This window comes from Melittangium boletus DSM 14713, assembly GCF_002305855.1.
GTDB lineage: Bacteria > Myxococcota > Myxococcia > Myxococcales > Myxococcaceae > Cystobacter > Cystobacter boletus.
This window is the reverse complement of record NZ_CP022163.1, coordinates 3,829,548-3,852,372: the sequence shown is the minus strand read 5'-3', so window position 1 is coordinate 3,852,372 and position 22,825 is coordinate 3,829,548. Positions and strand designations below refer to the sequence as shown.

20 protein-coding genes are annotated in these 22,825 nt (G+C 70.1%); 11 read left to right on the top strand and 9 right to left on the bottom strand.

Features of this window, described 5'->3' with window-relative positions; translation table 11 throughout:
* Positions 1-18 precede the first annotated feature (18 nt).
* Entirely contained in the window at positions 19-1,524 is a 1,506-nt protein-coding gene (locus tag MEBOL_RS43655) for a methyl-accepting chemotaxis protein (protein ID WP_095978300.1), read from the top strand.
* On the opposite strand, the gene MEBOL_RS16280 is transcribed toward MEBOL_RS43655, so the two are convergent.
* Complete coding sequence (locus tag MEBOL_RS16280; protein WP_095978299.1) at positions 1,521-2,018, bottom strand: nitroreductase family protein; 498 nt, start codon at positions 2,016-2,018, stop codon at positions 1,521-1,523. The genes MEBOL_RS43655 and MEBOL_RS16280 overlap by 4 nt on opposite strands.
* 372 nt (positions 2,019-2,390) lie before the next feature.
* Here MEBOL_RS16280 and MEBOL_RS16275 point away from each other — a divergent pair, with 372 nt between their 5' ends.
* The 4 genes from MEBOL_RS16275 to MEBOL_RS42145 all read left to right on the top strand — a co-directional run bounded on the left by MEBOL_RS16275 (position 2,391) and on the right by MEBOL_RS42145 (position 6,233).
* Positions 2,391-2,774: a helix-turn-helix transcriptional regulator gene (locus tag MEBOL_RS16275; RefSeq protein WP_095978298.1), complete on the top strand. Its 384-nt coding sequence runs from the start codon at positions 2,391-2,393 to the stop codon at positions 2,772-2,774.
* A 42-nt stretch (positions 2,775-2,816) separates the two neighbouring features.
* Entirely contained in the window at positions 2,817-5,111 is a 2,295-nt protein-coding gene (mbhE, locus tag MEBOL_RS16270) for a hydrogen gas-evolving membrane-bound hydrogenase subunit E (protein WP_095978297.1), read from the top strand.
* Entirely contained in the window at positions 5,108-5,581 is a 474-nt protein-coding gene (locus MEBOL_RS16265; protein ID WP_095978296.1) for an MnhB domain-containing protein, read from the top strand. The genes mbhE and MEBOL_RS16265 overlap by 4 nt, the downstream gene beginning before the upstream one ends.
* Before the next feature lie 82 nt (positions 5,582-5,663).
* On the top strand, positions 5,664-6,233 hold the full coding sequence (locus MEBOL_RS42145; RefSeq protein ID WP_095978295.1) for a hypothetical protein: 570 nt from the start codon (positions 5,664-5,666) through the stop codon (positions 6,231-6,233).
* 15 nt (positions 6,234-6,248) lie between these two features.
* On the opposite strand, the gene MEBOL_RS16255 is transcribed toward MEBOL_RS42145, so the two are convergent.
* A complete protein-coding gene (locus MEBOL_RS16255) occupies positions 6,249-7,523 on the bottom strand; it encodes an MFS transporter (protein WP_095978294.1) in 1,275 nt (424 codons plus the stop codon).
* Positions 7,524-7,840: 317 nt separating this feature from the next.
* Here MEBOL_RS16255 and MEBOL_RS16250 point away from each other — a divergent pair, with 317 nt between their 5' ends.
* Positions 7,841-8,413: a hypothetical protein gene (locus MEBOL_RS16250; protein WP_157775028.1), complete on the top strand. Its 573-nt coding sequence runs from the start codon at positions 7,841-7,843 to the stop codon at positions 8,411-8,413.
* Positions 8,414-8,726: 313 nt separating this feature from the next.
* On the opposite strand, the gene MEBOL_RS16245 is transcribed toward MEBOL_RS16250, so the two are convergent.
* The 4 genes from MEBOL_RS16245 to MEBOL_RS44080 form a co-directional block, all read right to left on the bottom strand.
* On the bottom strand, positions 8,727-9,119 hold the full coding sequence (locus MEBOL_RS16245; RefSeq protein ID WP_157775026.1) for a hypothetical protein: 393 nt from the start codon (positions 9,117-9,119) through the stop codon (positions 8,727-8,729).
* A gap of 57 nt (positions 9,120-9,176) precedes the next feature.
* Positions 9,177-9,650 carry a hypothetical protein gene (locus tag MEBOL_RS16240; protein ID WP_095978291.1) on the bottom strand — a complete coding sequence of 158 codons (474 nt, stop codon included), beginning with the start codon at positions 9,648-9,650 and terminating at the stop codon, positions 9,177-9,179.
* Between the two features lie 14 nt (positions 9,651-9,664).
* The gene (locus tag MEBOL_RS16235; RefSeq protein WP_095978290.1) at positions 9,665-13,201 is read right to left on the bottom strand and encodes a coiled-coil domain-containing protein; all 3,537 of its coding nucleotides are present in this window, start codon (positions 13,199-13,201) and stop codon (positions 9,665-9,667) included.
* Between the two features lie 64 nt (positions 13,202-13,265).
* A complete protein-coding gene (locus MEBOL_RS44080; RefSeq protein WP_095978289.1) occupies positions 13,266-13,538 on the bottom strand; it encodes a DUF2381 family protein in 273 nt (90 codons plus the stop codon).
* A gap of 155 nt (positions 13,539-13,693) precedes the next feature.
* Between MEBOL_RS44080 and MEBOL_RS16225 the strand changes: the two genes are divergently transcribed.
* Positions 13,694-14,701: an AAA family ATPase gene (locus MEBOL_RS16225; RefSeq protein ID WP_218920915.1), complete on the top strand. Its 1,008-nt coding sequence runs from the start codon at positions 13,694-13,696 to the stop codon at positions 14,699-14,701.
* A gap of 9 nt (positions 14,702-14,710) precedes the next feature.
* On the opposite strand, the gene MEBOL_RS16220 is transcribed toward MEBOL_RS16225, so the two are convergent.
* Positions 14,711-15,277, bottom strand: coding sequence for a PIN domain-containing protein (locus MEBOL_RS16220; protein WP_218920914.1), 567 nt, complete (start codon positions 15,275-15,277; stop codon positions 14,711-14,713).
* 206 nt (positions 15,278-15,483) lie between these two features.
* Here MEBOL_RS16220 and MEBOL_RS42870 point away from each other — a divergent pair, with 206 nt between their 5' ends.
* The 3 genes from MEBOL_RS42870 to MEBOL_RS16205 are packed head-to-tail and all read left to right on the top strand — an operon-like array spanning position 15,484 to position 19,085.
* On the top strand, positions 15,484-15,957 hold the full coding sequence (locus tag MEBOL_RS42870; protein ID WP_095978288.1) for a helix-turn-helix domain-containing protein: 474 nt from the start codon (positions 15,484-15,486) through the stop codon (positions 15,955-15,957).
* A 3-nt stretch (positions 15,958-15,960) separates the two neighbouring features.
* Positions 15,961-17,172 (top strand): DUF58 domain-containing protein, encoded by a 1,212-nt coding sequence (locus MEBOL_RS16210; protein WP_095978287.1) that lies wholly within the window; start codon positions 15,961-15,963, stop codon positions 17,170-17,172.
* Positions 17,169-19,085, top strand: coding sequence for a DUF4129 domain-containing transglutaminase family protein (locus MEBOL_RS16205; RefSeq protein ID WP_095978286.1), 1,917 nt, complete (start codon positions 17,169-17,171; stop codon positions 19,083-19,085). Before MEBOL_RS16210 ends, MEBOL_RS16205 begins: the two co-directional genes overlap by 4 nt.
* Positions 19,086-19,091: 6 nt before the next feature.
* Here the strand turns inward: MEBOL_RS16205 and MEBOL_RS16200 are convergent, their stop codons facing one another.
* Both MEBOL_RS16200 and MEBOL_RS16195 read right to left on the bottom strand, forming a co-directional pair.
* Positions 19,092-20,144, bottom strand: a complete 1,053-nt coding sequence (locus MEBOL_RS16200) for an enoyl-CoA hydratase/isomerase family protein (RefSeq protein ID WP_095978285.1) — start codon at positions 20,142-20,144, stop codon at positions 19,092-19,094.
* Between the two features lie 26 nt (positions 20,145-20,170).
* Entirely contained in the window at positions 20,171-21,244 is a 1,074-nt protein-coding gene (locus MEBOL_RS16195; RefSeq protein ID WP_095978284.1) for a branched-chain amino acid aminotransferase, read from the bottom strand.
* 138 nt (positions 21,245-21,382) lie between these two features.
* Here MEBOL_RS16195 and MEBOL_RS16190 point away from each other — a divergent pair, with 138 nt between their 5' ends.
* Positions 21,383-22,795 (top strand): aminotransferase-like domain-containing protein, encoded by a 1,413-nt coding sequence (locus MEBOL_RS16190; RefSeq protein ID WP_170115524.1) that lies wholly within the window; start codon positions 21,383-21,385, stop codon positions 22,793-22,795.
* Positions 22,796-22,825: the final 30 nt, after the last annotated feature.

The window sequence follows — 22,825 nt, the reverse complement described above, 5'->3', positions numbered from 1 at the left end:
GTGCGGCTCGCGGTGCCTATGGAAACCCCCCATTCCTCCCCCCGCCCGACGATGGAGACCTACCGCGACTTCCAGTGGGAGCGCGCGCCCGCGCGGCTGAGCCAGCTCGCGTGGCTCGGACTGGGACTCACCCCCCTGTGGTTCCTCCTGGACGTCCTGCACATGAATGGGGTGCAGGTGCATGGGCGGATGCCGGACGACGCGGTCTGGGGCGTGGCCGCGCTCGTGCGGCTGCCCTGGGGACTCCTGCCCCTGGCGGTGCTGGCGGCGGGCGAGCGCATGAGCCGCGCGGTGCTGCCCACCGTCATGTTCTGGGCCACGGCGCTCTTCGCGCTCGGCAATGAGTGGGCCTTCCACCGGCTGGGGCTGTCGGGCACGCGCTACCACGCGGTGGGCCTGCTGATCGATCTGCTGCTCGCGCCCTCGCTCATGCCGTCGGGGCGCTCGGAGCGCTTCGGCTTCTACGCGCTGTTCGCCCTGATGCACGGGCTGTTCACCGCCGTGTGGTCCACGGTGTCCCTGACGGCGCAGTTCGTGACGGACGCGCCCGTGCTGCTCGCGGCGGTGCTCGGGGCCCTGGCGCTCGAGTCCCTGCGGGCGAGCCACATCCGCAACTTCCACCTGCGGCGGGACACCACCCGGACGCTCGCGGAACTGGAGCGCTCGCGGGGCCGGGTCGTCCAGACGGGGCGCGTCCTGGCGGACTCCGCGCTCGTGCTGTCCTCCACGCTCGAGGACATGGCCGAGCAGGCGGCGCTCGTGCGCGTCGCGGCGCTGCGCATCTCCTCGGCGAGCGAGCAGATGGCCAGCGCGGCCGGGGCGCTCTTCCGCCACTCGCGCGCGAGCGCCACCCAGGCGGACGAGGCCCAGCGCTACACGGGCGAGGTGGACGGGCTGGTGAATGGCCTGGAGTCGGGCCTGTCGGCCATCGGACACGCGGTGGGGCGCAGCGCGCTGAGCGTGCAGAAGCTGGAGGAGAGCTCGGACCGCATCCACGGCTTCGTGGAGACCATCCAGGAGATGGCGGCGGCGACGAACATGCTCGCGCTCAACGCGGGCATCGAGGCGGCGCGCGCGGGCGAGCATGGCCGGGGCTTCGCGGTGGTGGCGCGGGAGGTGAGCAAGCTGGCGGCGGAGTCGGGCCGTTCCTCGGCGCGCATCAGCGAGGTGATGGGCGGGGTGACGGGGCAGATGTCGGAGACGCTGCACGCCGTGGGGCTCATCCGCGAGACGAGCGAGCGTTTCACGCCGCTGCTGGAGTCGGCGCGCACCACGCTGCGCTCCATCCGCGAGACGGTGCAGCAGAATCAGAAGCTGATGGAGAAGAGCTCCGGCGAGGCCGAGCGTCAGGCGGAGCAGACGGCGCACATCTCCCAGGCGTGCGCGACGCTCTTGGAGTTGGTGGACACGTACGTGCGCATGGGCACGGACCTGTCGGCGACGGCGCGGCGGCTGGGGACGATGGGCGACGAGCTGGCGGGGCTCCTGCCCGAGCCCGGCCCGCGGGGCCCCTCGCGCACCTAGATGGGGTGCGTCTGGGCCCAGTAGGAGATGACGGCGTCGTCGTCCACGATGCGCGAGTGGTGGTGGTCCCACACGTCCGAGAGGGCGACGGCGTGGCCCTTGATGAGCCGGGAGGTCAGGTAGAGGGCGTAATAGTCCGCGCCGCTGCCATCATCCACGGGGCCCAGCTTCTCCAGCGGCTTCCCGGTGGCGGGGCAGCAGAGGGTGCAGCGCGTGCCCGGGGCGATGTCGGTGAAGCCCTGCTTGCGCCGGTCTCCATAGATGGGGGACAGGTGCACGAGCCCCTCGCGCCCCTCGGGGGTGCGCACGAGCACGGTGATGGCGGGGTGTCCGTTGAACGTCACGTCCGAATAGCCCACCAGGTTGTGCCCCTCGGGCCCGAAGGCCTGGGTCACCACGACCGTCACGGGCTCGGACCAGGGCTGGAAGCTGTCGTGCTGCTCGGCGAGGTCCGCTCCCGGCGAGGCAGGGGTCGCTTGGATGTCGTGATGCATGGCGGAGTCCTCCAGTAGTGGGAGTCGCGAGGTGCCCCAACATAGAAACGAGGTGCATGGACGGACACCCCCCTGTTCGCATCCGCCCTGCGCGGCACGTCCCCTGCTCCACAGTCGTGAGGTATCAGGGGATGCCGTGATGCGCGGGCAAGGTTCGCCTTCCGGGGCTCCCCACCGGCTCTAGTGTCCCGGAGCGCGGGGCATCCGCTCCTTTCGGACAATGCGGATGGCTCCGCCACACTACCTCTAGAGGGTGCGATTCTCGGGGTGACTCCCGGAATCAGTAGGGAGCATTGACAGGACTTATCAAGTCGGTATGGTGGAGCGGCTTTCCTCGTCCCCCCGTGCGCCCATCCTGGAGGCCCCCGCGTCATGCCCTTGGTCCGTGTTGAACGTCCCCTGCGCAAGAGTCTTGGCGCGCGTGTGAGGGCCGCTCGTGAGCGCGCGGCGCTCGGCCCGGGCGAGGTGGCGCGCCGGGTGGGGGTGTCGCTCGCGACGTATGGCCGCATCGAGCGCGGCGAGCGCTTCCCGAGCCTCCCGGTCCTGCGGCGGTTGTGCGTGACGTTGGGCATCGGCTCGGACGAGCTGCTGGGGCTCGGGGCGGACTCGCCGAGGCTGCGCCGCCTGCTCCACTCGGCCATCAGCCTGGAGGACGCGCAGCTGCGGATGCTGGACCGCCTGGTGCGGGCCCTCGGCGTGTCCACCACCACACGCGCGCGAGGAGAAGCGGGCCGCGGCCGCGCCTCACGCGCCTAACCTCGGGGGCCTCTTCTTTCCTTTGTGAGTCGTGGGCCCGTGATGACCGTGGTGCTTCCCCTGTTGCTCGTCGTGCTGAGCGTGCCGCTCGTCCTGGGTGTGGGCCGGTGGCGTCCCTCCTGGAGCGGAGGGGTGGGGGCGCTCGGCACGGCGGGAGCGCTCGCCGCCTTCGCGTGGAGCGTGCACGAGGGCCCCGCCCAGGTGTCCGTCGATTGGATTCCCACCTGGCACGTGCGTCTGGCGCTCGCGCTGGATGGGCTCTCCATTCTGTATGGCGTGCTCATCCTCGGGGTGGGCCTGCTCATCCTCCTCTACGCGCGCGTGTACATGCCGCACTACCTGGAGGAGCAGCGCCGGCCCCGCCACGACGAGGTGCGCCTGCATGCGTGGATCCTCACCTTCATGGCGGCCATGTTGCTGCTCGTCATGGCGCGCGACGCGCTGCTGCTCGTCATCGCGTTGGACCTGACGACGGTGGCCTCGTACTTCCTCATCGGCTACGACCGCGGGCGCGTGGAGTCGCGCTCCGCGGCGCTCCTGGCGCTCATCGTCACGGGGAGCACCTCGGTGGTGTTGCTCGGAGGGGTGGTGCTGCTGGGCGTCACCTACGGCACCTTCGCCCTGGACGAGCTCACGGACCTGGCCTCGCGCGTGGGGCCGGGGCCGCGCCTCACCGCGGCGCTCATGCTCCTGGCGGTGGGCGCGCTGGGTAAGAGCGCCCAGGTGCCCTTCCACTTCTGGCTGCCGCGCGCCATGGCGGCGCCCACGCCGGTGTCCGCCTACCTGCACTCGGCCGCCATGGTGGCCGCGGGCGTGTTCGTGCTCCAGCGCTTCTTTCCCCTCTTCGCGCTGGAGCCCCGGGTGCTCCACGGGCTCGCGGGGGTGGGGCTCCTGTCCATGGGGATGGGCAGCCTCTTCTCGCTCGGGGCGCGGCGGCTCAAGCGGGTGCTGGCCTATTCCACCATCGCCCAGTACGGCTATGTGCTGGTGCTGGTGGGCCTGGGCGGAGACGGCGCGCCCTTCTATGTGCTGGCCCACGGCCTGTGCAAGGCGGCGCTCTTCCTCACCGTGGGCGCCATCACCGAGGCCACGGGCAAGGACTCGCTGTCGGACCTGGGGGGCCTCGCGCGCTCGCAGCCGTGGCTCGCGGGCACGAGCGCCGTGGCCGCCGCGGGGCTCGGAGGCCTGCCGCTCACGGTGGGCTTCTTCAAGGACGAGCTCTTCTTCCATGCGCTCGCGGCGCGGGGGCCCTTCTGGGGCGCGGCCGGCGTGCTCGGCGCGGCGCTGACGCTCGGCTACACGGGGCGGTTGTGGGTGCGCCTGTTCCTCGGCGAGCCGCGCGGCGTGGGCCCCCGGGCCCCCGGGGGGCTCGTGTGGCCGGTGGGCGTGCTGGGCGCGGCCACGCTCCTGGGTGGCGTGTGGCTCGAGCCCCTGTCCTGGCTGGCTTCGGCCGCGGGCGGGGAGATGAAGGGACACGCGGTGGAGGTGTCGCTCGGCTACCACCTGGACGCGCGGGTGGAGAACCTGCTCGCCCTGGGCGCGTGGACGCTGGGGGCGGCGCTGGTGGCCACGCGGCACCGGTGGGAGGCGGGGCTGGTGAAGCTCATCCACGCGGCGAGCCGGGTGGGCGCGGAGCGGGTGTACGGCGAGGTGCTGTCCCGGGCGGATGCGCTGTCGGATGCCCTGCGCAACCTGGAGGTGCGGGACTTGCGAGACCGGGTGGCGGCGGTGCTGGTGCCCGCGGGCCTCCTGGGCCTGGCGGCGTTGCTGTTCACCCCGTCCGAGGGGCCGCTCTTCGTCGTGGGGCCCCTGGGCCGGGCGGATGTGCCCCTGTTGATGGGGTTGCTCATCGCGGCCGGGGCGGCGGTGGCGGCGCTCGGGGCGGGCAACCACCTCCACCTGGTGATGGTGCTCTCGTGCGTGGGCTTCAGCCTCGCGGCGGTGTTCTCCTTCGCGGCGGCGCCGGACGTGGCCTTCACCGCCGTGCTGGTGGAGACGACCTTCACGCTCCTCTTCGTGGCGCTCCTGTCGCGGCTGCCGCGCCGCAGCCGCGAGCGGGCGCAGTCGGAGGCCACGCGGCCGAGGTGGCGCGACTGGCTCTACAGCGCGGTGGCGGGCGGCAGCGCCATGGCCATGACGTGGAACGCGCTGTCCCACCTGAGCGAGGAGCGCGTGATGACGCGGCACATCGCCCTGACGGAGTCGGCGCATGCGAAGGACGTGGTGTCCGCCATCATCGCGGACTTCCGCGGCCTGGACACCGTGGGCGAGACGTCGGTGATGGTGGTGGTGCTGCTCGGGGTGATGCACCTGCTGTCGGGGGAGCGCGCGGAATGAACAACGCCTTCATCCAATCCGTGTCGCGCATGCTGTTGCCGCCCGCGCTCGTGGTGGCGGTGGCGGTATGGCTCAAGGGCTACGTGGAGGCGGGTGACAGCTTCGGCGCGGGGGTGCTCGCGGCGCTGGCGGTGCTCCTGCAATACGTGGCGAGCGGGCGAGACGCGGCGCGGCGGCTGCCCGGTGTCCGCTACGCGCCCCAGGTGGCCGGAGTGGGGCTGTTGCTGCTCCTGGGCGTGGCCTTCGTGCCCTGGCTGGGCGGCTACCCCCCCGTCACGCACTTCCCTCGCCCCGGCCGGCCCGTCGCCCACTTCGGCACGGTGGAGTTGCACACCGCCGTCGTCTTCGACGCGGGCATCTTCCTCGTGGTGATGGGCTTCATCGTCACGGCCATCGACGGATTGTTGTCCCAGCGCTCCGGCAAGGCGTCCTCCGAAAGGGGGATGGCGTCCCCGGAGGAGATTCGCTAAATCCCGCCCCGGGGGGGAACTCGAGTCCGTACGCGGACGGGCCAAGCGCGATCGCCTGGGCCCCCTTCCAAGGAGACTCATCATGTTGAAGCGCTATGGGACCATGGCCGCCGCCGTCACCGTGCTGGCGAGCCAGGTGGGGTGCTACCACACGAAGATCGTCACGGACCAACGGGCCGAGGGCCGGGAGTACTCGGACCGGCAGTGGTTCACCATCGCCGGCCTCGTGCCGCTGTCCTCGCCCGCGGGGCGCGAGTGCCGCCACGGATTGGCCCGGGCGGAGAGCCGCATGAGTGGCACGGATTGGCTCATTGGCTTCGGCCTGGGCCTCGCGGGCGGCCTGGTGGGCGCGGCGGCGTGTAGCAGTGGCTCCGATGCGGAGCGATACTCCTGCATGACGAGCGGAGCCTCCCTGGCCACCTTCCTGCTCGGCTCGCGCACGGTGGAGTACCGCTGCGCCGAGGGGCCTCGCGACGACTACGGGCCTCGCGACGGCTACGGCCCGCCTCGGGGCTACGCGCCTCCGCCGCCGCCTCCTCCGCACTATGCGCCGCGGGAAGGCTACGCGCCGCAGGAGGCGCCCCCCGCTCCCTCCGCCGCGCCGCAGCCGCCGCCGCCGCCTCAGCCCCCGCCTCCGCCTCCCGCTCCGTGAGCCCGGCCGCCCGGGTCAGGCGTGCTCGGGCGGACGCGAGGCGCTGAGCACGTCCACGCGGCCTCGCCACAGGCCCCGGGTGGCCCACAACCACCCCACGCCATAGAGCAGGGACACCCCGGCCAGGGCCCACGAGGCGCCATTGAGCCCCAGGCCCTCGGCGGCGGCGCTGGCGGCGAGCGAGGAGGCTCCCGCGCACAGCGTGGCGAGGCTGAAGTCGAGCCCCATCACCCGGCCGCGCAGCCGGTCCGGCGTGGCCAGCTGCAAGCCGTAGGTGGACAGCACCCACTGCGCGCCGCCGCCCAGGTGGGCGAGCAGCACGCACGCGGCGGCGAATCCCAGGCTCGGGGCCCAGGGCAGCGCCAGGTACGCGAGCCCGTACACCACCATGGAGCCGCCGCTCACCAGGAGCAGCCGGCGCTCGTCATGGCCCACCCAGCGCTGGCCGAGAATGGGGCCGAGCAGCGCGCCCAGGCCCCGCGCGGCGAGCAGCAGGCCCACGCCCTCGTCCCCGGCGGAGAAGGTCCTCGCGGCATAGGCGGGCAGCAGCCCCACGATTCCATTGCCGAGCCCCACGCCCACCTTGGTGGTGAGGAGCGCGCGCGTCTCGGGGCTGTCCCGGGTGGTGCGCCACACCTCGCGCAGCTGGTGCCAGGGGCTCTCGGGCGAGGCGGCGCGCGGGTCGGCGCGCTGGAAGGAGCGGCGGATGCCCCGGAGCAGCAGCGCGGAGACGAGGAAGGTGGAGGCGTTGAGCACGAGGCTCGCCTCGCGGCCGAGGGCGAGCGTGGCCAGGCCTCCGAGCGCCGCGCCGACGAAGAGCATGCTGCCCCAGACCGTGCCGAGCACCGCCTGGGCGAGCGGGAGATCCACGGGGTCGACGACGTTGGGGACGGAGGCCTCGGCGACGGGATCGAAGAAGGAGGAGAGCGCGGAGAGCAGCGCCACGCAGGCGAGCGCGAGCACCGGGGACTGCCACTGGAGCGAGGCGAGCAGGCCGAGCGCGGGAAGCACGCGGATGAGGTCCACGGAGATCATCAACCGCCGGCGGTCCACGCGGTCGGCGAGCAGGCCGGCCACGGGGGACAGGAGGCTGGCGGGCAGGACGCTGGCGGCGAAGACGGCGGCGGAGGCGCCGAGGCTGCCGGTGGACTCGGTGACGAAGCCGCTGATGGCCACGAAGGCGAACCAATCGCCGAGCAGGGACACGAGGGTGGCGAGGAGCAGACGGCGGTAGTCCGCGTTGCGGCGCACCAGCGAGAGCACGCCGCGTACGGAGACGGAGGAGGCCATGGAGGGGGCGCACACTATCCGGCGCGTGCCCCGCAGGCGATGGCCGCCCGTCCAAGTCCAATGGGCGAGCGGCTGTAACCCCTGCTGCCGCGGATGGATCCACTCGCTCCTCCCCTCATGAGTTCGTCCAAAAGGAGCATGACCTCCCGTTCGCGTCTATGATTTCGAACCGTTCCTGGTGGGGTGAATGAGTGTCCTTATATTTGAGACGGAGAGATGCTGTCTTGGGTTCGCGAGTCAAGGCGATCTGCGACCCCATGGCGAAGCCGGTTGTTTTTGGTGTTCCCGCGCTTGGTTTCTGAACGATTTGGTCCTTCATGGCCCCATCAAGAGAAGAACTCGTCGCGATCGTTCGAGAATACTACAGCTCGAACAACGACTTCCTTTTCAATCTGAAGCCATGTCCCGAGGAGGAGCGGCGTCAAGCCTTGTGGTCACAGAGGATTGAAGACATGGGCTCCTGGTACTCATTCAGGGACAAGTTGAGTGAGGCGCTTCCCAACTTCATCACCGGGGAAACAGGCTCAACGAGTGATGGTGCTCTCCGCTGCATCGTCTACCCACCGGAGGCGGCGAGGGTGCCCACATCCAACTGGATTGTCGTGGGATGTGTGAGCATCTTGGCGCCTGTCTACTTCGTGTACGGCGTGGAGTGTGACTATGCCGATGGTCGTTTGCAAAATCCAAGGGCAAGCTTCGAGCGGCCTCCATCCAGCATGGATTTCCCAGCCCAGATGGTTGCCAGGACGATTGAGATGGCATTTGGGTACAGCGCCGTTCCTCGTGACATCGCGGAAACGCCTGTACCGCTCTTCGCCGGATTGCTGGAACCTCCAAAAACCACGCTGTTCCATGCGCTTTTCACCAACGAGCCGAGTAGCATCCCATAGTGCGACGCTCGCCTCGCGGTCGAGGGCGAGCGTGGCCAGGCCTCCGAGCGCCGCGCCGACGAAGAGCATGCTGCCCCAGCTGGTGTCGAGCACCGCCTGGGCGAGCGGGAGCAGGGGGACTTCCACTGGAGCGAGGCGAGCAGTCCGAGCGCGGGAAGCACGCACACGACCAATCGCCGAGCAGGGACACGAGGGCGGCGAGGAGCAGTCGGGGCGGTAGTCCGCGTTGCGGCGCACCAACGAGAGCACGCCGCGTACGGAGACGGAGGAAGCCATGGAGGGGGCGCACTCTACTCGGGGGCGGGGACCTGGCTCACGGCCAGCGCCAGACGGCGCTGATGGGAGAATCCCGCAGCATCCGGAACGTGCCGGGCTTCTCGCTTGGCTCCCGGGGCATGCGACCGTCCGAACCGCCCAGGGCGATGCATACCGGGTACTCCTGGCCGTTCGGGAGGACGGCCCGTGAGTAGCGGCCGATGATGGCCTCCTCGCCGAATTCATCTATCAGGCCAGGGGTCGTCCAAAGCTGGCCGTAGAGCAGCGTGCCCGTCACCAGCAGTCCCGCTCCGTCCGTGATGCGGCCGATGAGGGGGCCTTCACGGTAGAGGCCGTACCCTGCGGTGCGCGAGCGGGGACGCTTGCTGCTTTGTCGCGTGCTGCTCGCCGCCTGAGGGGCGATCGCACCAAGTGTGGGAGAGGGACTCAAACGGGGCAGGTTCACCGGGCCAGTGGAGAGGCGGAGCAGCCCCCTGGAGGCACACACTCAGTCGATGGCGACCTCGAGCCCTCGTACGAGGGCGTCGATGAGGAACTGACGCAGGGCGAGCACCGCGTTCATGGTGTTCGACAGTGTCTGAACAGTGCGGCCCTCTTTGTTATCGTACGTGTCCACGAGCCCGGACGCCTTCGCTAGGACAGCGGCGGCAGGCCCGGGGCGGAGCTGCCACCGGTCGTCCGCCGCCTTTGACACGTCATCCTCGATGCCCTGCAGCAGGTCGACGATGCGGCCGAGGTCCAGCAATGGAATCAGCCGGTGGAACGACTCGTTCTCCAATAGATCGTGCTCGAGGATGTGACGCAGGCGCGCGCCCTTCTGTGGGTTGACCAGCTCAAGGAGCCGACATGCTTGGTCCAGGTAGCGGGAGCCATCGGGAAGCTCGTCGCGAAGCCCGGCCGGGTTCTGAAGGGGGTCGAAGTCCGCTTCGCCCTCATCGAGTCCAAGGATGTAGAGGTTCATGCGTCGTGCTCCACTCAGTGCGTGGGGGCGCCACCGCCGCCATTGTTCTGCTGCTGGGCTTGCCATTCCTCGAAGAGCTTCGTGGCAAGGTTCTTGAGGTCACTTTCGGTCAGCCCCAACGACTCGTTGTATCTCTTCTGGTTCTTCGGGTCGCCAACAGGGACAGGGCCGCGGTGCTTCTTCAGCGCTGCCGCGTCGCTGGCGAGGTCGAGCTGTTTCGTGATGTCGACGCCGTCGGGCAGTTCGAACCGGATGGTTTCATCGCCCGCAGCGGCTTTCTCGAACAGTCGGCCCACCTCGTCGAGCTGCTTTTGCGCCTTGCCGGGGGTGTCACCGGCGCCGGACTTTACCTCTTCGCGATAGCGGATGCGCGCCTTGCCGGAGGGCTGCTCTTCGACCAGCAGGAGGTCGATCTCCCCCACCTTGATGTACACCTTCCCGTACTTGGGGAAGGCGCCCTCGAAGACCTTACCGTCGTTCTTCGCCGCGAAGTCTGCGCGGAACTCTTCCACCGAGCGAAAGCCTTTCTGCTCCTGGATGACTCGGAGGCCGCGGTGTAGGACGTTGCCGGGATTGTTGCCTCCATGCGCCGCGAGCACCTCTTCGGCAGCCACCTCCTCGGCGATGAGCCCTCGCAGGCCATGCTGCTTGTCCTCGGCTGACCCCTTCCCCAAGAGGACGTCGCGGACCTCGCGCCTGCGTAGGAAGTCGTACTTGAGGAGCTGTTTCTTGAACGTCTGGACGAACTCGCTTGACCTCTCCAGCACGGACTTGTCGGCAGTCTTCGCCTTGGTTCGCGCCTTGGCCATACCCTCCAGGTAGCTCGCTCCTCCCTGTTTCTGAACGTTCGCCCAGATGCTCAGCTCGGACTCGGAGTTGCGTCGCATTGACTGCAACTGCTCGCGCGCCGTCGGCGAGAGCTTCTGCTCAAGTTTGTCGAGGGTGGCGCTGGCCTTTGCTTCGGCCACTGCATCGATGGTCGGCTGCTTGGATGCAGCAGTCGCGGCCTGGTTGTCGGTCCCGTGTTTGCGGGCGAGCTCTTTGAGCTTCGCCTGCCGCTCGAGGTACGCCTTGCCTCCCTCGTTCTCCAGCAAGGCGCGGACCTGCGTGTCCGTCATTTGCTCGCGTAGCTCCGCCAGCGCCTTCTTGGCCTTCGGCGTCAGGCGCGCGGTGAGTCGCTCAAGCCACTGTTTCGCAGGGATCTCGGGATCCGGCGCGTCGCCCACCAGGCGTTCCTTGAGGTGACCGTGCTGGTCCGCCGCAGCCTGATCGACGGCTCCTTCGCCCAGGTTCTTCTCCACCTTCGCAAGGGTCGCCTGGGCCTGATCGGCGGTCGCCGCCTTCTCGAGCGCCTGGATGGCCTTCTTCACCTCGGCGTCCAGTCGCTGGACCTGCTGCTCCATGGCGGCCGGCGCGTCATGCACGGCCCGGAGCAGTTCCTGCCGCAGGCGCTCCAGCGAGGCATGGCCCTCGGGGGTCCCGACGATCTTCTGGTATTGTCGGCCCTGCTCTTTCGTGAGCCCAGTGAGTTCCAGGAGTGCGGGGTCTCCGGCGGAGAGACGCTCCGCGAGCGCCTTGCCGCTCTTGATGCTCTGGAGTACCCTGGCCTGCTCCATCATCATCTTCGTCGTCTGGCCGAGCGCCGCCCACATGGCGGCCTGTTTCTGGCGCAACTCGAAGAGCAGGTCTGCGCGCCACTTGATGAACGCTTGGCCCCGCGGGGTCCTCGCCACCGTCTCACGCGCGCGCTTGAGGACCGCGCCCACGTTCTGCAGCCGGTTTCCCAGCGGGAGCCGACCGATGAACCGGAACAGCAGGCCCGAGCCCAGCATCCCCGCGCCCACCATGGTGTTGGTGGTTACCTCGGCGGCCTTGTCCACCTCGGCGCGGAAAGAGGCTTCGGTGGTGGCCTCGCCGGCTGCCTGGATGCGCAGCACATATTCGCAACCGCCGAGGACGAGCATCCCGACTCCAATGTAGAGGGCGGTGGTGGCGAGCACGGCCACGTTGACGCCGGGGATGAACAGCAGCCCCACGTAGATGAGCGCCGCCACGGTGCCGAGCACGGCCGCCGTTAAGCCCAAGGCTTTAGAGAGCGCGCCGAGCCCCGCGGCCCATCGCGAATAGGCGTAGCGGTCGCCATCCGCTGCGGCTCGGATGTCGTCGGCCATGGCGGTAGCGAACTCGTCCAGCCGGATCATGGATCGCGCCATCCCCGCCGCCGTCTGGCCGGGATGTTCGAGCATGTGCTTGAGCTGCGCCTTCGACTGCTTCCAAGAGAGGTCGCGGGCGAGCGAGCGTCGTTCTCTCGCGCTGAGTAAGGGTAACTGGCTGGTATCGAAGCCCTCCCAGACCTGCTGCGACACGTCCTCCAGAGTGGGCCCGCCGGTGGGTTGCTGCGCGGTGGCTGCCGCGATCTGCTCGGTGAGTGCTTTGCGGTGGAAGAGGAATGTGTCCACCGCTTTTTCGAACTGGTCCAGGTCCTTGGTGAGCGAGGTGGCCAGCAGCCTGTAGAGAGCGCGCTCCTCGGGGGTTAGCTGCTTGAGCTTCTCTCCGATGCGGGTGAGCTGCGCGTAGTCCTCGGGCTTGGCCGTCGCCGCGCCGGGCAACAGGGTCTTGACGTCCTGGGGCAAGGCATCGAGCCGGGCCTTGGCGGCGGCAGTCGCAACCTCCTCCTCGCGGAGGACATCGTCCTCGATGGCCTCCCGGAGGCGCTGCTGCTCCCCCTTCGATCCCTCCGCGCCATCGGGCTTGTACCCGGCGCGCTGCGTGTACTCCTGGTCCACGATCTCCCGGATGCGCTGCTGGTGTGTTTTGGAGCTCTCCTTGAAGCGCTGTCGGCGCTCCTTCGCCTCGCGCTCGGCTGTCCCGTAGGTCTTGCCGGTCTTGCTGTACATCACCCTCTGGTAGAGGCTGGCCTCGACGAAGAACTCCACGAACCCCGCCGCGCGTTTTTCTTTGGTGATGGAGAAATTGACGAACATGCCCTCGCTATGGACGAGGTGTTGAGCAGCAGGCATGTCGAGCTTGAACACGCGCATGCACGCATGGACAACGAGGTTCTGATCGTTCATCCCCGCCGTGATGAACAGTTTGAACGGGCCAACGTACACCTCGGATTGCGGTTGGGACGCCTCCTTGCCGTTCTGTGGAGCGCTCCGCTGAGACGATGTGCTCCGCTGGAACTGCGCAGCCCGCGTCTTCTGCTTCTCCAGGGCGACGGCGCTCGGCGACGTGCTTGCGGCCTGGATTTGAAAGACGGGTGGTTCGAGTTCGAGCGCCAGCAGCTTGCCGTTCTTGAAGGCGTCGGTGAGGCGTTGCGTGAGCTGCTTCTCGCGGCTTCCGCTGCTTGTTCCTGAGGAGGACGTGGGCTGATTCCGCTCCAGGACTTCGTAGATCTCCTGAAGAGTCTGTTTTCGCGAACGCAACCAGTCCGGCAAATGCATGAGCACCTTGCCCACGGGGACAAGGCGGCTGGTCTCGCGGGCGACAGCGTCGTTGAACCCGACGATGAGATACGAGGCCAGCTTCCACTGTTTGTTGAAGGACATGGGGTTGGCTGCTCAGCGCTGGAGGTCGGCGGATGATAGCCGAGCATAGACAGATGGGACTTTGTCAAGGGGGGCGTGCGGATGCAGAGCGGTAATGTGCGGGAGAGCTACCGTCGTGTGGGGCGGAGACGAGCGCGAAGCTGGCGTACGCTGGAGAAGCGCCGTCCTTGTAGCGCACCTGCGGGCCCCGCCGCTCCCCGTCCCCTGGAGCTACGAGCGGCTCGAGGTAGAGCGTGCGCTCGCCGACGTCCACCAGCAGCTGGAAGCGCGTTGCCCGTCCCTCCATATTCACCGAGACCCTGTCGATGGCGGCGTTGAAGACGAGCGTGGTCGCGATGTTCGCACTTCAGGCACTGGCTCGCCGGGGTTGCTGGAGACGGCGACCTGTTGTTGCTGCTGCTCGCGAACGAGGGATGTCTCGATCGGCCGCCGTTACCCCTATCAGACGGAGGTTGAGGCACTGTGGGCCTCCTGGGGAAATCGCGTCCTTGGATGCAAGGCTGCTACGCTACCCGGCCGATGATGTCCTCCTCTCCCGTTCCGCGCTCCTCCGTCTCCGCGTCGGCGGCCTCCGAGCGCGCGTTGATGTCCCGGCTGGTCGAACACCTGGAGCGTGTCATCCGGGGCAAGCGCGAGGCGTTGGAGCTGGTGGTCTGCGCCGTGGCGGCCGGTGGCCACGTGCTCCTCGAGGACGTGCCGGGCACGGGCAAGACGACGCTCGCCAAGGTGCTCGCCTCGGGCATTGGCGGGGCCTTCAAGCGGGTGCAGTTCACCCCGGACCTGTTGCCCACGGACATCATCGGCTCGTCCATCTTCCTGCCGCAGGAGGCCCTGTTCCGCTTCCGGCCGGGGCCGCTGTTCGCCAACGTGCTCATCGCGGACGAGATCAACCGGGCCTCGCCACGCACGCAGTCCGCGCTCCTGGAAGCCCTCAGCGAGGGGCAGGTGACGGTGGACGGGCAGACGCACGTGCTCGCGCCGCCCTTCCTGTGTCTGGCCACGCAGAACCCGGTGGAGTTCCACGGCACCTACCCGCTGCCCGAGGCCTCGTTGGATCGCTTCGCCGTGCAGCTCTCGCTCGGCTACCTGCCCGAGGACGAGGAGCGCGCGCTGCTCATGACGCGCTCGGGGCCTCCGCCGCTGGAGGACCTGCGGCCGGTGTGCTCGCTGGAGGAAGTGGTGAGGTTGCAGGAGCGGGTGCAGGAGGTCCGGCTGGAGGAGTCGGTGGCGGACTACCTGCTGCGGCTCGTGCAGGCGACGCGTGGGCACCCGAGCCTGCGCCTGGGGGTGTCCACGCGAGGGGCGCTCCTGTTCGGGCGCATGGTGCGGGCACGGGCGCTGATGCAGGGCCGCGACTACGTGCTGCCCGAGGACTTGAAGGCGCTCGCGGTGCCAGTCCTGGCCCATCGCCTGGTGCTCGATACGCGGGCGCGCTATGCGGGCTCGGACAAGCGGGTGCTCCTGGGGGAACTGGTCGGCACGGTGCCGGTGCCACGGTAGGGCTTCCGCTCAGCCGTCGAGGAGTTCCCGGAGCCGGGCGACCGAGCGGACCAGTCCATTGTGGTGCAGGCTGTCCAGGACATTGGAGGGACGCTTCGGTGGATTCTTCAGGACCGCCGCCTGAGCGCGGATGACCTGGAGGACGGCACCCTCGTTCAAATCGATGAGGTCGAGGACGAAGTCATCCGGGGATTGCGCCTCCATGCCGTAGCGCGCGAGGACCCGCTTGGGAAAATCCTTGAGGTTGCTCGTGACGATGACCTGGGCGCCACAGCGCACGGCGGCGGCGACCACGTGACGATCGCTCGGGTCCGGCAGGCCGGTGATTCCCTCGATGAACTCCTCGTAGCCGGTTACCTCGACGTCGAAAATGGCCTCCTCCAGTCGTTTCCGGCTGCTCGCGAGCTGTTCGGACGTCAGGTCGGGCCGATGTCTCAAGATGCCGTGGAAGCACTCGTCCAGGATTCGACGGCTCCACTTCACCTGGCAGAGGCCGGTGTGTCCCAGCCTGACGAGGAGATCCCGGAGGGGCGCGGGATGCAGGACGCATGCGTCGTAGACCACGATGAATGGCACGATGAAGACCCTCTCGGTGGTGTCACCACGGCAACCCTGTCCGTGATGCGACCAAGCAAGCTCCATGCCCACCAGGGACCTGTTGATGGGTAACACGATGCGGTTGCGTTTGCTTCGTTTATTGCGAATATTGCGTTGGGTATCACGTGATACTTTGTCCTCTGATACTGGGTCTGACGACAGGGTCTCGCCGGGAGCGTGGCGACATGGGAACCGAATTGAATCTGAATGACATGGCGCCCCCGAGTGGGGCCGAGGCCGAGAAGGCCGCCGAAGCGGCCCGGATGTTGGCGCCGCTGCTCAAGGGCTCCAAGCGCCGCTCTCCTGACGTCCTGCTGCGGTCGGCGGTCTCCGACGCACAGGAGACCATCTCCATTCCCCGGGGCGCGTTCGCGCTGTTCGTCCAGATCCTGGAGCAGATGGCCCAGGGCAACGCGGTGACGCTCGTGCCCGTCCATGCCGAGCTGACCACCCAGGAGGCCGCCCACCTGCTCAACGTGTCCCGGCCCTTCCTCATCGGCTTGCTGGACCAGGGGAAGATTCCCTTCCACAAGACGGGCACCCACCGCCGCATCCGCTTCGAGCACCTGCTCGCCTTCAAGCGCGAGCAGGAGCGCCGCCAGGAAGAAGCGTTGAGTGAACTGGCCGCCGAGGCCCAGAAGCTCGATCTCGGCTACTAACGGATGGCCCCCCCGCGCCGCTGGTCGTTCTTCATGCCGGCCGAGGAGCACGGCTTCATCCGTGTCCTCGCCGACCGCTACCACGGGTGGTTCACCCCCGTGGGCCGCGTGGTGATGTGGACGGCGCTCGCCACGGGCTTCCTGCTGCTGGGGGGGCTCGTCACCCCGCTCATCCTCTTCTTCTCCTTCGCCTTCATCGCGCTCGCCGCCGCCGTCCTGGTGGGACTGCCCTTCCGGCCGCGCGTGTCGCTCACCCGCCTGTTGCCTCCACCCGTGTCCGCCGGGGACATGCTCAGCTACCGCGTGCGCGTGCTCAACACGGGCCGCCGTCCCGTGCGCCACCTCGTGGTGGAGGAGCGAGGCCTGCCCGCCGAGCTGCGGCGCGTGGACGAGCCGCCCGTCATCGACGTGCTCGCCCCCGGGGAGTCCACCGAGGTGACGCTGCGCCTCAAGTGCACCACCCGGGGCGTCTACGTGCTCGGGGGGCTCCAGGCGGCGAGCGTCTTTCCCGCGGGGTTGGTGAAGAGCGCCCGGCGCTCGGGCTCCCAGGATCGGCTGCTCGTCTATCCGCGCTTCACGCCGCTCGACGCGCTCGACGTGCCCCATGGGCGCAACCACCAGCCGGGCGGCATCGCCGTGGCCAGCCAGGTGGGCGAGTCCACCGAGTTCTCCGGTACGCGCGACTGGCACGAGGGAGACCGGACGCGGGACATCCACTGGCCCTCGTTCGCGCGCACGGGCCGCCTGGTGGTGAAGGAGTACCAGGAGGAGTTCTTCGTGCGGCTGGCGCTGGTGCTGGACGTGCAGTCGCGCTCGCGGCGGGAGGACGAGCTGCTGGAGCGGGCGCTGTCGCTCGCGGCGGGGCTGGCGGACGTGCTGGCGCGCCAGGAGTACCTGCTCGACGTGTTCGCCGCGGGCTCGCGGGTGTTCCACTTCCAGGCGGGGCGGGCGCTCGCGCACGTGGAGCACATCCTGGAAATCCTCGCGGCGATCGAGTCCGGGGAGCGGTTGGATGTGGACGCGCTGGAGGCGGTGCTGCTGCCCGAGGCGAGCCGCCTGTCGGCGGTGCTCTTCGTGGTGATGGACTGGGAGCCGAGGCGCGCGGCGCTGGTGGCGCGGCTGGAGGAGCGGGGCGTGGCGGTGCGGGTGTTCGCGGTGCGCTCGGACGGGCCTCCCGAGGAGCTGGCCCCCGAGGCCCGGAGGGTGGCGCCATGAGTCCCAGGGTGGGGCGGCTGTTTGATCTGCTGCCGGTGGCGGCGGCGCTCGCGCTGCACGCGGTGGCGCATGGCCGGTGGCTCGTGGTCGCGCCGGTGCTGGTGGGGCTCCTGGCCGCGGTGCTGCTGGACGCGCGGGTGGCCTATACGCCCGCGAGGTTGATCGCCTCGGGGGTGGCCGGGGCGGGCGTGGGCACGGCCATGTTGTGGGTGAGCCTGCCGCCCACGGGGCTCTTTCCTCCCGGCTTCTTCGGCCCCCTGTGTGGCGCGCTGGCGGGCCTGTGCGTGTTCTGCGCCCTGGGCCGCGAGCGCCACTACTCCTGGACGTACGCGTGCCTGCTGGTGGCGCTCAGCCTGCGGGTGCACGGGCTCGGCGAGGGCATCTGGGTGTTGCTGGCGGTGGTGCTTGGCGTGCTGGCGGTGGCCTTTCGCGAGAGCGGTTTGATGCGCTCGGGAGCGAAGGGCGTCGTGGGCTTTGGCGTGTTCCTCGGGTTGGTCGCGGGAGGCACGGGGCTGATGGTGGCCACGCTGTGGCGGGCCGAGGGCAAGCTCGTGGACCTGCTCTACCGGATGACGCGCGGAGCGACGCCCGGCATGGGGGTGGACTTCCAGTCGCAGGTGGACCTGCGCACGGTGGAGCGCAAGCCGCGAGGCTCCGAGCAGCCGCTCCTGGTGCTCTCGGGCGCGGCGCCCTCCCGGTTGCGCACGCGGGTGTTCGATGTGTTCGACGGGACGCGGTGGACGACGTCGGACGCGCTGGCGGACACGCGGCTCGCGCCTCCGTCCGAGGGGGCTCCAGGGGACGCCCGGTGGCTGACGGTGACGCTGTTGTCCCCGGTGGGCCGGTGGTTGCCGACGCCCGCGGGCACGCGCGCCGTGGAGGGCCTGCCGTTGCAGGTGTGGGGCGGCTGGGTGTGGACGGGGTTGGAGCTGGCGGGCACGCCGCTCGCGCTGCACGTGGAGGGGGCCGAGCGTTTGCCCTCCGAGGAGCCGCCGGGGTCGCTGCTCACCGCGCTGCCCGAGGCCCTGCGCGAGGAGCTGCGCCCCCTGGCGCTCGGACTGACGGAGAAGGCGGCCACGCCCAGGGAGAAGGCGCGGGCGTTGGAGGCGTATTTCCGCGAGGGCTACGAGTACTCGCTGAACGTGGACCTGTCGGGCGAGGGCAGCGCGCTGGCGGTGTTGGTGCGCGAGAAGCGCGCGGCGTACTGCACCTATTTCGCGAGCGCGATGGCGGCGCTGCTTCGCTCAATGGAGGTGCCCGCGCGGGTGGTGGGTGGCTTCGCGATGGGGGACATGAATCCCCTCCTGAAGGCCACGATGGTGCGCGAGCGGGACGCGCACGCCTGGGTGGAGGTGTACCTCGCGGACGAGGGGCGCTACGTGGCGTTCGATCCGACGCCGTGGCGCAGTCGGGACGAGGAGCTGGGGCTCGCGGGAGACAAGCCGGGGCTCGTGGGCCAGGTGTTCGAGGCGATGGGCATGTACCTGCGGGAGCTGGGCGCGGGTCTGTACCACCAACCGCTGGCGCGGGCGAAGGCGCTGGTGGGCTCGCCGGGGTTCTGGGTGCTGGTGATCGCGGGGGTGCTGTGGCGGTGGCGCTCGAGGCGGGTGGAGCGCGGACCGGTGGTACGGCGCAAGGGGCTGGGGACGCGGGATACGAAGCTCGCGGCGGTGTACGCGCGCTATTTGAAGACGCTCAAGCGGCGGGCGGGCCTGGTGCCGCACCTGGCGGAGACGGACGACGAGCTGCTCGCGCGGCTGCGGGCGGCGAGGGGCGAGGCGGTGGCGGGGCTCGCGGAGGGGTTCCTCGCGCATTACCGCGAGGCGCGCTACCGGGGAGGGGCCGTGGCCCCCGAGCAGGTGGGCGAGTGGGTGGAGCGGCTGGACGCGGCGCTGCGCGCGCCAGGGGCGTGACTCGCCTCACGGGACGGGCGCGAAGCAGGCCTCCACGTCGGCGTCGCGCACCTCGGCGAGCGTGGGCGGGCTCCACCGGGGCTTCTGATCCTTGTCCACCAGCACCGCGCGGATGCCCTCGCGGAAGTCCGGCCGCGCGGTGCAGTGCTGGCTCAGCCGGTACTCCACCTCCACCAGCTCGTCGTAGGGGAGGCTCCGGCCGATCCTCAACTGGCGCAGCGTCACCTTGAGGCTCGTGGGGCTCATGCGCCCGAGCGTGGCGCGCGTCTCCTCGGCCCAGGGCGTGCCCTCGGTCGCGAGCGCCGCCAGGATGTCCTCGATGCTCCCTCCCGCGAAGCACCGGTCGATCTCCGCCGCGTGGGTGCTCAGCGCCGACTCCCCCGGCTCCGTGGCGAAGCCGGAAATCACCCGCGTGGCCACGTCATGCGCCGGCCCCGTGCTCCAGTCCGCCACGCCGAGCGCGTCCACCACCGCGTCCAACCGCTCGTGCGGTACGTGCGCCGTGGCATACCCGAGCCACCGCGCGTCCGCGGCATTCGCGCGCGCTCCGGTGAGCCCCAGGTACGTGCCCGCCTCGCCGGGGAAGCGCGGGAGGAACCAGCCGCCGCCCACGTCGGGGAACAGGCCGATGCCCGTCTCGGGCATGGCGAGCACCAGCCGCTCGGTGACGACGCGGTGCGAGCCGTGCATGGACAGCCCCAGCCCTCCGCCCATGCAGATGCCATCCACGAGCGCCACGTAGGGCTTGGGGTAGTGGTGGATGAGCCGGTTGAGCCCGTACTCCTCGCGGAAGAAGGCGCGCGCGAAGGGCTCCTCTCCCTGGGCGAGGGGCTGGCCCACGGCGGCGGCCACGGCCCGCACGTCCCCGCCCGCGCAGAAGGCCCGGCCGCCCGCGCCGCGCACCACCACGGCCTTCACCTCGGGGTGGGCCGCCCAGGCCTCGAGCGCCGGGGTGAGCGCGCGGATCATCCCCAGGTCCAGCGCGTTGAGGGCCCGGGGACGGTTGAGCGTCACCAGAGCCAGGGGCCCTCGCCTCTCCAGCAGCACATCCGGATTCATGCCACCGGGGATAGCATGCGCTCGGGCTACTCGATGAGCGTCATCCACCCGTGGCGGTCCGGCAGGGTGCCGTACTGGATGCCGGTGACGGCGTCGTACAGGCGCTTGGACAGCTCGCCCAGCCGGCCCTCGCCGATTTTCAGCTCGCCGTCCTGGAAGCCGAGCCCTCCCACCGGGGAGATGACCGCCGCGGTGCCCGTGCCGAACACCTCGCGCAGCTCGCCCTTCTGGTGCGCCTCGCGCAGCTCGTCGATGGACAGCTTGCGCTCGCTCGTCCTCACGCCCCAGTCGCGCAGGAGCGTCAGCACGCTCTCGCGGGTGATGCCCGGCAGGAAGGTGCCGTCCAGGGGTGGGGTGACGACCTCGTCACCGATGCGCACGAAGAGGTTCATGGTGCCCACCTCCTCGATGTAGCGGTGCTCGAGCGCGTCCAGCCACAGCACCTGCGCGTAGCCGCGCTTCTTGGCCGCCACGGACGCCTGGAGGCTCGCCGCGTAGTTGGCCGCCGCCTTCGCGCCGCCGATTCCCCCGGGCGCCGCGCGCGTGAGCTGCTGCTCCACCCAGATGCGCACCGGCTCGGCGCCATTGGAGAAGTAGCCGCCTACCGGGCTCATGATGACGAAGAAGATGTACTTGTCCGCCGGGCGCACGCCCAGGAAGGCCTCGGAGGCGATCACCACCGGGCGCACGTACAGGGACGTGCCCGGAGCGCTCGGGACCCAGGCCGCATCCAGCTTCACCAGGGCCTGGATGGCCTCGCGCGCCAGCTCGGGGGGCAGGGGCGCCATGCTCAGCCGCTCGGCACTGGAGGACAGCCGGGCGCAGTGGTCCGCGAGGCGGAAGGCCCGCAGCTTGCCGTCCTGGCCACGGAACACCTTGGAGCCGTCGAACACGGACTGGGCGTAGTGTAGCACCGCCGCCCCGGGGTCCAGGCCGAGGGGCCCGTGGGGCAGGATGCGCGCCTGGTGCCAGCCCCGTTCCGTCGAGTAGTCCATGCGGAACATGTGGTCGGTGAAGTACTTGCCGAAGCCGAGAGCCTCCGAGGGAGCGGGCTTGGCCTTCAGGGGGGAGGCACGATGGACCTCGATGGGCGGTAGCATGGCGTCGGCTCCTCGTGGGTGGGGGTGGGCCCCAGGGGGGCGTGATTCCCACGGACGTGTTTCGTGACAATGCCGGTGGAAATCGGGACAATGAGTTACGTGGCGTCCCAACCTTCGTCAAGTGTACCGATTGTCACCATGACAAGTTGGAGTCCGGATCTGCGCGAACGCACGGGTCCGCTGTACCGCGTCATCGCGGATGCGCTCGCGGAAGACAGGGCGGCGGGCAGGCTCGCGCCGGGCACGCGTCTGCCGACGCACCGGGAGCTGGCCGAGCGATTGGGCGTCACGGTGGGCACGGTGACGCGCGCGTACGCCGAGGCGGAGAAGCGCGGCCTGGTGCGGGGCGAGGTGGGCCGGGGCACGTACGTGAGGGATGCCGGGGTGCCCGCGCACATGCCCTCTCCGGTGGACGCGGGGGACGAGGCCTCGCTCGTGGAGCTGGGCGTCAACGCGCCCGCGACGCCCGAGGGAGACCCCGCGAGCCACGCGCTGCGCAAGTCCCTGGAGGAGATGGGCCGCTCGCCCCGCCTGGCGGAGCTGCTCGCCTACCAACCGGCGGCGGGCGCCCTGGCGCACCGCGAGGCGGGCGCGGCGTGGGCGGCGCGCTTCGGCCTGGTGGCGAGGCCCGAGCAGGTGGTGGTGTGCGCGGGTGGGCAGCACGCGATGGAAGTCGCGCTGGCGGCGCTCACGAAGCCGGGGGACACGCTCGTCACCGAGGCGCTCACCTACCCGGGCATCAAGGTGCTGGCGCGCCGTTTCCAGTTGAGGGTGCAGGGGTTGGCGCTGGACGCCGGGGGGATTGTGCCCGAGGCGCTGGAGGCCGCGTGCCGCGCGGGTCCGGTGCGCCTGCTCTACACCCAGCCCACGTACCACAACCCCACGGGAGTGGTGCAGGGCGAGGAGCGCCGGCGCGCGCTGGCCGAGGTGGCGCGGCGGCACGGGGTGCTGGTGCTGGAGGACGACTCCTACGGCCTGCTGCCCGCGATGAGGCCGCCGCCCCTGTCCACCTTCCTGCCCGAGGCGAGCTACTTCATCGCCGGGGTGTCCAAGCTGCTCACACCGGGGTTGCGCATCGGCTACCTGGTGGCGCCGGCGCGGGCGCGGGGCGAGCGGTTGGCGGAGGAGGTGGGGCTCGCGTCCTTGATGACGACGCCGCTGATGGCGGAGGTGCTCTCGCGCTGGGTGGAGGATGGGACGGCCGACGCGCTGGTGGTGCGCCTGCGGAGCGAGACGGCCGCGCGGCGGGCGCTGGCGTGCCGGGTGCTGGGGGGCGAGGGGGGGTGCTGGGGAGACAACGCGGAGGCGCTCTACCACTTGTGGCTCGCGCTGCCCGAGGGGTGGAGGAGCGAGGAGTTCGTGGCCCAGGCGAGGCGGCACGGGGTGTCGGTGTCGTCGGCGGACCTGTTCTGCACGGGGCCGGGACCGGGGCCGGCGGCGGTGCGGGTGTGCATCGGCGCGCCGCGCACGCGCGCGCGGTTGGTGCGGGGCCTCTCACGCCTGCGCGAGGTGCTGGACTCGGGCCCCGAGCCCCGCGCCGCCATCGTGTGAGTACCAGCCAACAGCCTCGCGCGGCCTCCG